This window comes from Klebsiella sp. CN_Kp097, from assembly GCF_040064495.1.
GTDB classification, from domain to species: domain Bacteria; phylum Pseudomonadota; class Gammaproteobacteria; order Enterobacterales; family Enterobacteriaceae; genus Klebsiella; species Klebsiella aerogenes.
In genome coordinates, this window is sequence record NZ_JBEAIL010000001.1 from 281,099 (window position 1) to 295,150 (window position 14,052).

The 14,052-nt window shown below is 50.3% G+C and carries 7 protein-coding genes; 3 read left to right on the forward strand and 4 right to left on the reverse strand.

Going from position 1 to position 14,052, the window contains the following annotated elements:
* The first annotated feature begins 7 nt into the window (after nt 1–7).
* Nucleotides 8–808, forward strand: a complete 801-nt coding sequence (locus ABLV07_RS01390; protein ID WP_230249822.1) for a substrate-binding domain-containing protein — start codon at nt 8–10, stop codon at nt 806–808.
* On the opposite strand, the gene ABLV07_RS01395 is transcribed toward ABLV07_RS01390, so the two are convergent.
* Complete coding sequence (locus ABLV07_RS01395; RefSeq protein WP_230249820.1) at nt 809–1,708, reverse strand: LysR family transcriptional regulator; 900 nt, start codon at nt 1,706–1,708, stop codon at nt 809–811.
* Nucleotides 1,709–1,826: 118 nt separating this feature from the next.
* A complete protein-coding gene (locus tag ABLV07_RS01400) occupies nt 1,827–2,693 on the reverse strand; it encodes a GNAT family N-acetyltransferase (RefSeq protein ID WP_020079430.1) in 867 nt (288 codons plus the stop codon).
* 625 nt (nt 2,694–3,318) lie between these two features.
* Here ABLV07_RS01400 and ABLV07_RS01405 point away from each other — a divergent pair.
* Nucleotides 3,319–4,155 carry an alpha/beta hydrolase gene (locus tag ABLV07_RS01405; RefSeq protein ID WP_015367864.1) on the forward strand — a complete coding sequence of 279 codons (837 nt, stop codon included), beginning with the start codon at nt 3,319–3,321 and terminating at the stop codon, nt 4,153–4,155.
* A gap of 464 nt (nt 4,156–4,619) precedes the next feature.
* Here ABLV07_RS01405 and ABLV07_RS01410 read toward each other — a convergent pair whose 3' ends face one another.
* Complete coding sequence (locus ABLV07_RS01410) at nt 4,620–5,501, reverse strand: LysR family transcriptional regulator (RefSeq protein ID WP_348853241.1); 882 nt, start codon at nt 5,499–5,501, stop codon at nt 4,620–4,622.
* Nucleotides 5,502–5,905: 404 nt separating this feature from the next.
* On the reverse strand, nt 5,906–6,814 hold the full coding sequence (locus ABLV07_RS01415) for a LysR family transcriptional regulator (RefSeq protein WP_015704641.1): 909 nt from the start codon (nt 6,812–6,814) through the stop codon (nt 5,906–5,908).
* 439 nt (nt 6,815–7,253) lie between these two features.
* On the opposite strand from ABLV07_RS01415, the gene ABLV07_RS01420 reads away from it, so the two are divergent.
* Nucleotides 7,254–14,024 carry an autotransporter outer membrane beta-barrel domain-containing protein gene (locus tag ABLV07_RS01420; protein WP_348853240.1) on the forward strand — a complete coding sequence of 2,257 codons (6,771 nt, stop codon included), beginning with the start codon at nt 7,254–7,256 and terminating at the stop codon, nt 14,022–14,024.
* Nucleotides 14,025–14,052 lie beyond the last annotated feature (28 nt).

Sequence of the window (14,052 nt, forward strand, 5' to 3'; positions counted from 1 at the left end):
GGTGAACATGCAACGTAAATCATGGGTTTTCTCGTTAGTGGTATTCACCTGCGGCTATGCGCATGTTGCCGTCGCGCAGGAGATCACGGTGATGATTTCCGGCGGCTTCTCCGCGGCGTTGGATAAACTGGCGCCCGACTATCAGCAAAAAAGCGGCAATACCTTACATATCATTCATGGTCCCTCGATGGGGAAATCCGCGGAGGCGATACCGAACCGTCTGGCGGCAGGGCAAAAGGCGGATGTGGTGATTATGGTGGGATACGCCCTGGATGATTTGCAAAAGCAGGGCAAAGTGATGCCGGGGTCGCGTATTGAACTGGCGGACTCACGTATTGGCGCCGTCGTGCCAAAGGGGGCCCCGGTACCGGATATCAGCAGCGTCGCCGCGTTGAAACAAACATTGCTGCTGGCGAAATCCATCGCCTATTCGGATAGCGCCAGTGGGCGCTATGTTGAAAAGGAGCTGTTCAGCAAACTGGATATTGCCGCGCAGGCGAGCCCCAAAGCAAAAATGATCGAAAAAATCCCCGTTGCTTCGCTGGTGGCAAAAGGGGACTACGCGATAGGGTTTCAGCAGGTTAGCGAACTGTTGCCGGTCAGCGGCGTGACGTTCGTTGGCCGTCTGCCGGATGAAGTGCAATACGTTACCCGCTTCGCGGGCGCCGTAGTTGCCGATTCATCCGCGCAGTCGCAGGCGAAGCAGTTGCTGTGCTATCTGGCTTCAGTCCCGGCGCAGGCGGAAATCCGTCGCACAGGCATGGATCCTTTACCCGCCAACGCCTGCGAATTACCGGAAGAGGGCTAATTATGCGGTGGGATGGTAAAAATCGGTAATGGCTTTTTCGAGTTCGGCGGCCAGAGGAGGTAATGCTCTGCCAGCTTTTTTTATCAGCCCCACCTGCCTTTTCACCTCTGGTTCCACTAGCGGAATACTGGCTAACGCGTGGTGTGCATAGGCCGGCAGCGCCATCGCCGGGATGGCCGCAATACCGAGGCCGGCATCAACCATACCCAGCATGGTCGTCACGTGGCGGGTTTCACAAACTGCAGTGCGTCGTGGCCCTATGTCGCTCAGGGCGACGTCCAGCAGGTGGCGATTGCCGGAGATCTTATCAAGCCAGATGTAATCGTGGTTAAAAAATTCTTGCCAGCTGAGGCTGTTACGCTGCGCCAGCGGATCGTCTCGTCGGCAAACCGCCAGGTAGCGTTCATGGACCAGCGGCGTAAATACCACCTCGGACGCGATTTCGGAGAGAAAACTCAGGCCGAAATCCGCCTGGTGATTCTGCACGGCGCTATAAACATTTCCGGCGCTGGTATCAATGACCTTGATCCGCGCTTTGGGAAAACGCAGACGGAATTGACTGATAACCTGCGGCATAAAATAGTTGGCGGCTGAGGGGACACAGGCAACCGTCACCAGCCCGTTGCCGAAGGCGGCGCGGTCGCTAATACCGTCCAGGGCATCTTCGAATTCGGAAAGCAGATGCTGCGCCTTTGGGGCGAAAGCTCTGCCGGTTTGCGTGAGGGTCACCCGGCGAGTGGTTCTTTCAAACAATCTCACCCCTAAAGCGGTTTCCAGCTTCTCAATTCGCCTGCTTAACGCCGATTGCGAAATGCAAATCGCCTCGGCGGCGTAGCGAAAGCTGCCGTGCTCGCTGAGGGCTAAAAAGGCGTAGAGATCCTGCAGGTCAAAAAGGGGCAAGTGGCGCTTCTCCTGGATTTAACAAAAAAACAACAATCAATTGTACTGTTTATTTGGTTTTCCAGGAAGAAACAACACCGACCAGCCGCAGGTTAAATAGATAACCTGCGGCCCGGCATCAGGCGTGCGCCAGCAGCGGGAACATCAATTTGTTGTCGTGGAAGATGTTCTCTTTAGTCGAATAGATAAACAACATATCGTCGCCGTCTATTTTTTCGTACTCGCCCAGGCGCGCTTCCTTCGGCGTAAAACCTAGCACCGCCTGTTGCGATTGCGGCTGGGCGAGTTCATTGATAATGGTCGCCATGGATTGTCCGGCATCGCAAAAAATATCAAAGCAGATAAGCTCATGGGCGCTTTGCATCGCAATGGCGACGGCCTGGTTTTTCTCCGAGTAGTAGACAAAATGCTTCATAAACGCCGAACAGTAAAACATCAGCAGGCCGAAGTTATTCTCCACTCGTAGCTGTGAAAAGGGGTTGGATTTCTGGTAGTAGTGCTTAAGCAGGGCGATATCCTGCGCACTATCCATATCCAGTTTACGGAAGTCGCCGGGAGTCGGCGAAACGGGTGCCACATATTGATATTCGTCGGTCCGCGTAAAGCCAAATTTGGGATAGAAGTCGACGGTAGTAGAGTTGGCGAACAGGAAAAAAGCATCCGCTTTGTCACGCCAGTCATCAAGGATATGTTGTATCAACTGTCCGGCAAGCCCTTTATTACGGTAATCAATATTGGTCATTACCGTACCTATTTGAATATAGCGTCGGGGTTGGCCTTGCCAGACCAGATCAATAATATTCGCGGAGGCGTTGGCGATAACTTTATTCTTATCAACGAAAGCGTAAGGGATATAGGATTCGCTCCAGTACCCTTGCTGATACCAGGCGTCAAAGGATAGATCGAACGTTTTGATGGCTAAATCAATAAAGCTTTTTCTTAATGTATTATCATCTTTGAGTTGCTTAACCAATTTGTAGTGCATCGCAGTCATTCCTTTCTTATTCGTTTTGCTATCCGGGATTGCTACAGGCAAATTTTACCCCTTGAAAATCACAGGTTTTGTGCCTGAGTATGGCGGTTTTCTGCGGTTTGTACAGCATTGGAGGAAGGGCATCGCTCAGGACGTTGCCTGGCTCACAATTAACAGCAAACATTCTACGTGGATAAGGTAAGTAAGGCGTAAACGCAGTGGTTTAAAAATGAGCGCGCGGGGCATTTGGTTTATTCTTTTTTCTCAGGGAATAATCTGAAGAAATCTATTTGAGAGAAATTTACAGCAGAGCGTAAGTATAAGATAAAAATATTTTAATTATTTATTTTTGGCATAACGCGCTGATATTTATCTATAAAATAAAAGATATCGAAAAGGCATATTTAATCAATAGGTAATATGAACTAACTCTCAACGGCACAAGGCGTATTTTAGCTTCTGCGATGATATTAAATTGCTGAGGGATGAGCTAAATGAGCCATCATCTTCTACACTTTGTGGCACCGTTGCCATTGAGGTTTTTCGCAAACAAAGGGAAAACATCATATCAGCGCTGAATGTAACTAATTGAATGTTAATGAGAAGTTGTCATATTTTCAATAGAGGAGTTCGTGATATGGCATTCGTAACAACTAAAGATGGCGTTAATATTTATTTTAAAGACTGGGGTCCGAAAGAGGCTCAGCCTATTGTGTTCCACCATGGCTGGCCGTTAAGCGCTGATGACTGGGATAACCAGATGCTGTTTTTCCTCGCGCAAGGGTTTCGCGTCATCGCTATCGACCGCCGCGGCCATGGGCGTTCCGACCAGGTAAGCGAAGGCCATGATATGGATCACTATGCGGCCGATGCTTCTGCTGTGGTCGAAAGTCTGGATTTGCATAACGCTGTTCACGTTGGTCATTCAACCGGCGGCGGTCAGGTCGCGCGCTATGTGGCTAAATATGGTCAACCGCAGGGTCGGGTAGCCAAAGCAGTATTAATTAGTTCCGTACCGCCGTTAATGGTGAAAACCGACAATAACCCCGGCGGTACGCCCATCGAAGTATTTGACGGTTTCCGCAAGGCGCTTGCTGCTAATCGCTCACAGTTCTATCTCGATGTTGCCAGTGGCCCGTTCTATGGTTTTAACCGAGATGGCGCAGAGGTTTCGCAAGGTACCATTCAAAACTGGTGGCGTCAGGGGATGACCGGTAGCGCGAAAGCCCATTATGAAGGGATTAAGGCCTTCTCTGAAACCGATCAGACCGACGATCTAAAAGCGATTACGGTGCCGGTGCTGGTGATGCAGGGCGACGACGACCAGGTTGTTCCTTATAAGAATGCCGCCATTTTGCAGGATAAACTCTTAGCGAATAGCGAGCTGAAAATTTATCCGGGCTTACCGCATGGTATGCACACGTCACATGCGGATGTGATTAACGCCGATCTGCTGGCTTTCATTCGTTCATAACTTCATTGCCCCCTGAGAACATTCACAGGGGGCAATTGCTTTTCTAAAGCGTGTTTTCAATAACATTTTTTGGCGACGATAAAGTATGAAGAAAATGTGTTTTTAATTTAAAAGTACTCTTTAAAAAAACAATGTTGAATCATTCTTAAAATATAATAGAATTATAAAAGATAAGCGTTGTTGCTTATCTTTTAGTTGCTTAAAAGAAAAGTAGTTAAAAGCACCGCCAGGAAGGTAGTGCTTTTTTACGTTCATGGTGTTGCAATAACGTTTGTTTTTTGAAAACCTGATTTTGTATTTTTTATTGCAGTCTTAACGGTTTTAAGTACAATTAACTTTGTAGGCCAATATATGTTTTTCAGCAAGCTGATTGGCATTCTTCCCTTGTTTCGATATGTCTTATGATATCATGGTGCCATATCTTTTTTCCTTTTTAACCACCAGGTTACTGGTGGTTTTTTCTTTTAAAAAATAGCGCAAAGTGATTGCAACATATCTGAAATGATTTTTTCTTCCGCATATGATTTGTGATAATGGATGAAACACTCATAAATCATTTGTAACTCCGGCGGTGGGGTGAAAAGTTTAATTGGAATTTTGCCAAGCAGTTGGTTAGCGATCACTTCAGGCATTAGTACAACATGTTGGCTATATGCTGCCATCAGTATCATATTGATCGAGTTACTGGCTTTGCAGACAATGTTTCTTAAATTCATGTGTTTATGGAACAGATTCACGTGTTCAAAATCATCATGAAAAAGATGCATGCCTCGACCCCATATGATATGGGTTGCTTTTTCCCAATCGCTAAGACTAAATTGGTCATTTGACAGAGGATATTGCTTGTTTGCAACTATTTTAACCCCGCAAGAAAATAGTCTTGATTGAATGATATTATTATCAGGCATAAGTCGGGTGCCAATATCAATGTCAACCTCCTTATTTCTCAGCCTTTGTAAGCGCTCGGTGTCATCGGTAGGTAAAGGGGTGAAATTAATTTTTCTGGTTTCAGAGCGATGATTAAAGGAGAGACCTATTAACAATTCAAGGATTGCGTAAGAGCTGAGTGTGATGTCTCTACTGGAGAGATTAATCGCTTTGCTGCTAAAAGAGCTATTATTGACGATACTTAAATATCGTTTTGAAAGTTCCCTGGCTATATTATCTGGCATCATCCCATTCTTTGTTTTAAAGAACAGTGCAGTGTTGGTCGATTTTCTGGCTTTGTTTATGTAATAGCTAATTGCACCGGGGGTGACATTAAGTAACTCTGCAGAACGCGTGACGCTACCGCAATTAACCAGTGTATGTATCACTCTCAATGATCTAATATCTAAATTATGCATGGAGATTATCGATTTAAAATAATCTCGCATTTTATCAAAAATAGTATAATAGTGTGGTTTAACTACACTAAAAATAAATTTTCTATTGTAATTTTATGTTTTATATAGATTTAGTTGCGTTCATGGATTTGGCTGCTAAGGGATATTGTTTATCATAGTTGATACTGAACGGTGTACTTTGGCGGGGTCAAGACCGGATGAATGTTTGGTACGTTTAATATGTGCCAGGCAGTAGTTTCTCCGTCTTCTTACCCAATCCTGTTCTTCTGCGGTGTGACAATGGTCCATAATCGATAGCCAGCAAGTAGCGGCTCTACGCCATAACCCTTTTTTCTCAAGGTTTTCAGCTGTACGATTTTTTACCATAATGATATCCCTTCTATATAATAAGTTTGATAAGAATGTTATGGAGTGACGTTTTCAACCGTTGTAATTTGATGCAGTTTATCCAAAATCATCTGAAGTGCATTATCACCTGATAACGAGCGATGATAATGAAGAAAACACTCAAAATTCATTTGCAACTCTGGAGGTGGGATAATGGACTTCAGCGGTAGATAATTCTCCAGGTTTCTCGACAGCACTTCAGGCATTAACATAATGTGATCTGTAAAGGCACACAGCATTACCATATTTAATGAGTCGCTTGAAATCATGGAGATATTCCGCTCCTCCATCAACTCATGGAACCTGTTAGCATGTTTATAGTCATTGCAGGTAAAATTCATTCTCCTTGACCATCTTACGTGATGGCTTTCCTGCCAGTCTTTTAGGGTGAAGTTGCTATTGGCTTTTTTATTATCCCTCCTCATAAGAATGTTCAACTTACATTTAAATAATGAAACTTGCACTATGCTTCGGTCTTGCTGTAAGCCAGTGCCGATATCAATATCTACCTCTTTACTTCTTAAGCGGCGCAGGCGTGTTTCGCAATCCATTTCTGGGGGAGAGAAATGAAACATCCCCGGGAAGTTTTGCTTATCGGAGATTCTCATGGAAATCATAAATTCGAATAACGAATAGGTACTAATGGTGACCATTCGGTTTTCAAGCTTTTTCGTACCAGAGATCTCGGAGAGTTCTCGTTTGATGTTTTGATAGCGAAGGCTAAGTTCCCTGGCAACATTGTCAGGCACCATCCCATTGCCCGATCTGGAAAACAGTGCTGAACCGGTAAAATGTCGCGCTTTATTGAGCATATAGCTCACGGCTCCAGGGGAGACATTTAACAACTCAGCTGTTCTGGTCACACTCCCGTTAGTCACCAGAAAATGAATAACTCGCAATACTTTCAAATCCAGTGATTCGTTCACGATATTTTCCTTTTAGTCTAATTATTTAATAAACATATCGTTTTTTTATTTCCCACTGATGGATGGAGAAATAGTAATCAACATCAACGACAAAGCAATTAAAAGTGCTTTTTAAGAACATTAAAAACCATGTGTGCTTTGTGGTCTGCAGGCAATAGGAATGATGCCAAATGGTCATGTATCCCATTGTTTTTGTATGGTTACTGATTTTTTGGAAATCTATTTCTTTTCAGCCTAATTGAAAGTTATTCAGCTTTTTTAAAAGGTGTTTTTAGTGGATGTGGGGTGGATTGAACAATAAAGTTTCACCACTAAAGTAATGGTAACAGATCCTTATGACGCTAAGGCATTGAAGGTTAGTTTATTTTTAACTGTTTATTAGAAGAGGGCTACAACTCTTTATTTCATAAATACCGCGTGAAAACAGGATAAATAACAGATGAATAAATCGTATAAAATTATTTGGAACGAATCATTGCAGGACTGGGTCGTTGCAGGAGAATTTGCCGCTGGAAAGAAGAAAACCAAAACGTCCCGCCTGATTCGCGTCTGGGCGGCAGGCCTGCTTGGTAGTGCTTCGCTGATATCTTCCTCAGCCTTTGCCGCAGATAGGGAGGTTACGCCTTTTACCCCCACCTCTGACACCATTGTTATTTCCGGCAACGATAATCTGATCCAGGGAAGCGGAAAAGGGTTTGCTGAGCTGCTGGGGAATGATAGTGGTTTTCGAGCCATTTCAGTTAAGGATGCGCTGGCGCAGGGCATTCTGACCTCAGGGATTGAATATGCCAATGCATTTAACATCCAGCAGGGTGGGTTAAGTGGAACGACGACCATTATCGATCCCGTCACGGGAAACGCGCGAACGATTAACGTGTTTGATAATGACGACATGATTACCACCTCCCTGGCGGCATTTACCTTCGCCAACCATTATGACGTTGGGCCTGAAGGGCAGTATGTCGATAAATTTATCTATGATGTTTCTCCCGCCGCCATGCTAAATGTCGATGTCGGAGACAAATCTTCAGCATGGGTCAATAACCCGGCGAATTTTGTCAATATCATCATGAAGAGCAGTGGTGATGAATCGAAAGTTACTTCAGCGGTGTATAAAGTCGAGGAGGGGGGGGCGTTAAATTACAGTGGTAAAACCATCGTTTCTCTGGGCAACTCCGATAATATCGGTTCTGTCGAGCCACGACAAATCGCCGCCTTTCAGGTGCCAGTAGGAGGAACTATTGATTCTAAAATCGGCACATTCACCATTAACAATCTCGATGATATTAAGGTCTATAACACAGCGCTTATTAAGGCCTTACAGGAAAACCGCCTGTCATATACCGATTATGTTTCCGAATTTAATAAATCCTTAAAGCGAGGCACTATCAGCGCGATTGACAGCGTAAGCGCAGGCGATCCGGTAACTCAGACCATTAATAAAGCCCGGGTGGCGTATATCTATGCCACCGGTCCTGGCGCCAGCGTCAATGTCGCTGATGGTGCCAATATTCAACTGTTTCGCACCAATGCCAGTTTGATCCGGGTTGAGAACGGCGCGCAACTTACCAACTCAGGCACCATTGGGTCTTTCTATAATGGCATTACCGGTGGTTCGTTTGTGATCTCAGCAGACAGCAGTTCCGTACATAACACGGCAACGGGCGTCATTGATGCAGGAACAAACCAGGAAGTTGGGGCGTTCTATTATAACGGCCATAATATGGTTAATTACATACAATTGGGCAGGGTGACAGGTATTAATGCAAAAGATACCGCTATCATTAACGATGGCGTTATTAACGTCACCTCACCGCAAAGCTATAGCATTCAGTCTGGTATTAGCGCCACGGGCGACAGCACCATCATCAACAATGGCGCGATTAACGTAGCGGCTAATCCACAAACCACCAGCGTGCTGGGGACCGGTGTTGGTAATATCGGGGCCAGCCTGGCTGGCCGGGGATCTGATGACCGAAGCGTCTCGATGGTGAATAACGGCACTATTTCTATTGGCCGTTCCGCGCAGCGCAGCCTGACCGATGCCAGTGAAGACGTGCCCGTCAATTGGGTCGGGGTGACGGGCGTGGCGGTCACGAACGCTAACTTTACTAACAACGGCGATATTACCACCGGCGCGCTGACGCACGGCGTTACCGCCATCAAATCCGTAGGCGGCACCGTCAACCAGGCAGGGACGATCACTATTAACAGCGCTTATTCTCCTGAAGGCAAGGTGCCTGCGCAGTCCATTGCCATGGATGTCTGGGTATTCTCTCAGGCGGAAAACAGCGGGACCATTACGCTGAACGGCGTTAACGGCGTGGGGATGAACGTGCGTGAGAGGGCCGAAGCGACCAACTCCGGTACCATCGTGGTCGCTCAAGGGATCGACGGTCAGAGCAAGACGCCCAACTACGGTATTGTGTCACAAGGGAAGGGGGCGAAAGCCACGCTCACCGGGAACGTTGATCTGACCGGAGATGGCGCGATTGGCGTGTATGTGAAAGAGGGCGGTGTGGCTGCCGTTGATGGCGGTAACGTTAATTTCGTCAGCGGGGTTAACCAGACGGGTTATGTCATCCATGGCGCCGATTCGTCTATTACTAACAGCCACAGCGTGCAGAGCGTCAGCACGGATGGCTCCACGCTCTATCGCATTTCCGGCGGGGCCGCCTATGCCGCGGCTGGCGGCGATCTGACGGCGTCCGGCACCGGCAGCACCATTCTGCTGGCGACCGGCAGAAATGACGAGAATACGGTGGCCAGCAACATCAATACGGCCGGTATGACGCTGCGTGTGAATGGCCAGGATGCGACGGCGCTGCGCGTGGAAGGCGGCGCGGAAGCGACAATTGACGCCAGTACCAATATTAGCCTTGCGCAGAACGGCGCGACGGCAGGGATCGTCCGTGGCGGCTCGACGACGATCACCGGCGAAGAAGGCGCTACCGGCGCATCCGTTCTGAACAGCGCGGCGGTACTGAACGGGGATAACGTCGCTGTCGGGGCCCTGGGCTACAAGGTACTGACCGGCGGTACGCTGAACCACAGCGGGACTATCGATCTGGCGGCGGCGGACAGCACGGGTGTACTGATCAACGGCGGGACGCTGAATAATACCTCTTCTATTAGCGTGAATGGTACCGCCGTCGATATTATCGGCGCGAATTCGACGGTCAACAACACCGGGGTGATTACCGCAACCGATGGTCGGGCCGCATTCAGACTGTCTGATGGCGCGTCGCTCAATCTGACCGGTAGCGGCGTTACCCATGCTACCGGGTCGGCGCACGGTATCCTGCTGGATGACGGCGCTACAGGACTTACGGTCAAAGATGCCACCATCAACATGGATCCGATTAGTACCGGCAACGGCATTGAAAACAAGGCTGAAATTGCCGGTATCCATCTCGATAACACGACGATCAACGCCCATAACGGCGCGGGTGTCCGTACTTCGGCTTCGCTGGCGCAGAGCAACAGCGGCGTGATAAACGTCATCGGCAGCGGTACCGGTCTGTTGTTCCAGAATGCCGACGGCTCGATGACCGACAACGCCTACGATATGTCGCAGTCCCAGGCCCTGGTTGTGAACGTCAACAGCGCCGAAGGGCGCGGGATGACCACCAATACCTCCGGGGATATTAAAACCGGCGTCAGCGTCAATGTGAATGATGCCAGCGGCGGCTCTGCGCTGGTCATCGGCGGGCAGACGGCGCACGTTGAACAGTCGGGTCTGCTGGCATCGGCATCCGCCACCCAGGTGGTGGATATCAACAATGGCCACACCACGGACTTTGTGAACAGCGGCACCATTGCCTCAACGGCCGCTGATGCGCTGGTGATGAATGTGGATAAGCAGGCGGTGCACTTTACCAACCAGGCTAACGGTAACCTGACCGGCGCCGTCAATCTGCTGAGCGGCAATAACACGGTAACCCTGGAGCACGGCAGCCAGGCTAAAACCGCGTTCACCACCGGCGCGGGCGATGACCTGTTCGAACTGACGAATATCACCGCAGAGGAAAACCCGGTGTTGTTCACCACTCTGGATGGCGGCGCGGGCCACAACACGCTGGCTCTCAACAATTCGGTTTATACCCTGAAGGATGCCGACAAAATCCAGCACATGTCCGATGTGGAGCTGAAGAATAACTCCACCTTCACGCTCGATCATACCCAGCTTGATTTAACGGCTGCGGATGCGGGCTGGAATATCGACAGCACCAGTACGCTGACGATGCAGGACAGCACGGACCTCGATTTCGCCAGCCACCTGCAGGGCGATGGCCTGGTGACCGTCGATCTCGGGGGGCAGGACCATACCTTTGCCTTTACCGATAACAACAAGGCCGACAGCTTCGCCGGGACGGTGGAACTGACCAACAGCCACTTCGTGCTGGATGGCGCAACGACCGCCAATAACCAGGCATTGTCAGACGCCACCCTGAAGCTGGGAGAAGGCAGTATCACTGACGTAGCAAAAGGTACCCAACAGATTGGCGGCCTGGCGTTCAACGGCGGTACGGCGGTATTTGATACTGACACGGTCGGTAAGTCGGTATCGGATGCCTATATCACCACCACCGGCAACCTGGATATCAGCGGTACCGGCAACGTGCAGGTGAACACCGACAGCCCGGTATTCAACGGCCCGACGATGCCTGATAACGCGGTCAATTTGCTGGCGCAGGATGACGGCGATATCTCCCTGAAGCTGGCCGGCTCCACCGGCAGCGTATCGGCTTACGGCGGCAACCTGACCCTGCTGGACCGCAACGGCAATGCGGTCACGGATGCGGTGAGCAGCGCCGTGATGCAGAACGGGGAAACGGTGGCCAACGCCACCTACGATTACCGTCTGACCTCCGGCGACAACAGCGATGGTCTGTACATCAACTATGGTCTGACGAAAGTCGAGCTGCTGACCAGCGGTGATAATGCGCTGACGCTGAATGCGCAGGGCGCCACCGGCGCGGCGGCAGATCTCAGCGCACTGGTCACCGGCGCAGGCGATCTGGCGATTGATGGCGGCGCGGGCAATACCGTCTCGCTGTCGAATCTGGCGAACGACTATACCGGGAAAACCGACGTTCGCAGCGGTACGCTACTGGCGAACAATGACAACGTACTGGGGCAAACATCGGAACTGCATCAGGCGGCGGATACCACCGTCGACCTGAATGGCCATAGCCAGAGCGTTGGCCTGCTGAATACCGATGCCGGGGCGAATACCGACTTTAATGGCGGCAGTCTGACCACTGCCAATGGCGGTACCGTGAACGGCGGGCTGACCGGGAACGGGGCGCTGGCGGTTAACGGCGGTACCCTGACGATTAATGGCGCGAATGCGCAGATGAACGCGGCAACGACCATCGCCAACGGCGCCACGGTGGAACTGAACGACATTGCCGGTTTGGGCTCTGCGGCAATCGTGGATAACGGTCTGCTGGCGCTGAACGAAGGCGTACAGGGCCTGCTGAGCAATAGCCTTACCGGCAGCGGCGATGTGGACAAAAACGGTTCCGGTCTGGTCACGATGACCGCCGACGCCGCGCAGTACACCGGTACCACCAACCTCAATGCCGGCGGCCTGCAACTGGGCAGCAACGGCAATGATGTCATCCTGGCTTCCTCCACCGTGAATGTGGCGCAGGGCGCGCAGTTTGGCGGCTTTGGCGGTACGGCCGGCGATGTGAACAACCGCGGTACGCTGACCATTGGCGCGCTTGATACAAGCGCGAGCGCAGGCCATACCTTTACCATCGGTCAAAACCTGAGTAACAGCGGAGTGATCAACGTCAGCGCGCCGGGCGCAACGACGGCAGGTAACACGCTGCATGTCATGGGGGATTATGCCGGTAACGGCGGTACGCTGAACCTCAACACCCAACTCGGCGGCGATAACTCGCTCACCGACAAGCTGGTGGTGGAGGGCAATACCAGCGGCACCACCCAGGTGGCGGTGACCAATGTCGGCGGCAGCGGCGCGAAAACCCTGAATGGTATTGAAGTGGTTTCCGTCGGTGGAAACTCTGCCGGTGAGTTCACTCAGAAAGGACGTATTGTTGCCGGCGCCTACGACTACACCCTGGCACGTGGGCAGGGTGGTAATGCCGGTAACTGGTACCTGACCAACAACGGGGAAACGCCGGTAGATCCGGTCAATCCTGTCAATCCGGATAATGGCGGAGACACGCCAGACAATGGCGGTGGAGATAAGCCGCATACCCCGGATATTCGCCCGGAAGGTAAGGCGTATGCCAGCAACATGCAGGCGGCGAACACCCTGTTCAACATGACGCTGCACGATCGCCTCGGTGAGACTCACTATGTCGATGCCCTGGGCCAGGAGCAGACCACCAGCCTGTGGCTGCGCCAGGTCGGCGGCCACACTCGTTCTAATGATGGCAGCGGCCAGAACAAAACCCAGGCGAATCGCTATGTTGCGCAACTGGGGGGCGATATCGCCCAGTGGAGCAGCGACGGGGCCGATCGTTTCCATCTTGGCGTCATGGCCGGCTATGCGAATCAGCACAGCAACACGCGTAACCACCGTAATGGTTACTCTGCGGACGGCAGCGTCAACGGCTATAGCACCGGTCTTTACGGTACCTGGTTCCAGGATAATGAAGAGAAAACCGGCGCCTATGTCGATACCTGGATGCTGTACAACTGGTTTGATAACAGCGTGTCATCGAAAGGAGCTTCTTCAGAAAGCTATAAATCGAAAGGTCTGACCGCATCGGTGGAGACGGGGTATACCTGGAAAGTGGGTGAGCGCAACGACCACGAAAGTTATTACGTGCAGCCACAGGCCCAGGTGACCTGGATGGGTGTCAAAGCGGACGATCATAAAGAGCAGAACGGTACGGTCGTACAATTCGGTGGCGATGATAACGTTCAGACCCGTCTGGGCGCCCGGTTCTTTATCAAAGGACACAATGCCAAGCTGGATAATGGTAAGGACCGGACGTTTGAGCCGTTTATCGAGGCGAACTGGATCCACAATACCAAGGACTTCACCGCAGGCCTGGATGGCGTGCCGGTAAAAGTCGCGGGAACACGCAATATTGGTGAACTGAAAACCGGTGTTGAAGCGAAGCTGAATAAAAACGTGAACCTGTGGGGCAATATCGCCCAGCAAATTGGGGACAAAGGTTACAGCGATACTCAGGCGATGGTCGGGTTTAAAGTTAATTTCTAAAATCATGCCCCCTCCGGGGGGCTGTTGA

Excerpts from the sequence above, each read along its gene's own strand:
- ABLV07_RS01405 (WP_015367864.1), top strand. The coding sequence starts at position 3,319 with ATGGCATTCGTAACAACTAAAGATGGCGTTAATATTTATTTTAAAGAC.
- ABLV07_RS01390 (WP_230249822.1), top strand. The coding sequence starts at position 8 with ATGCAACGTAAATCATGGGTTTTCTCGTTAGTGGTATTCACCTGCGGC.
- ABLV07_RS01420 (WP_348853240.1), top strand. The coding sequence starts at position 7,254 with ATGAATAAATCGTATAAAATTATTTGGAACGAATCATTGCAGGACTGG.
- ABLV07_RS01400 (WP_020079430.1), bottom strand. The coding sequence starts at position 2,693 with ATGCACTACAAATTGGTTAAGCAACTCAAAGATGATAATACATTAAGA.
- ABLV07_RS01410 (WP_348853241.1), bottom strand. The coding sequence starts at position 5,501 with ATGCATAATTTAGATATTAGATCATTGAGAGTGATACATACACTGGTT.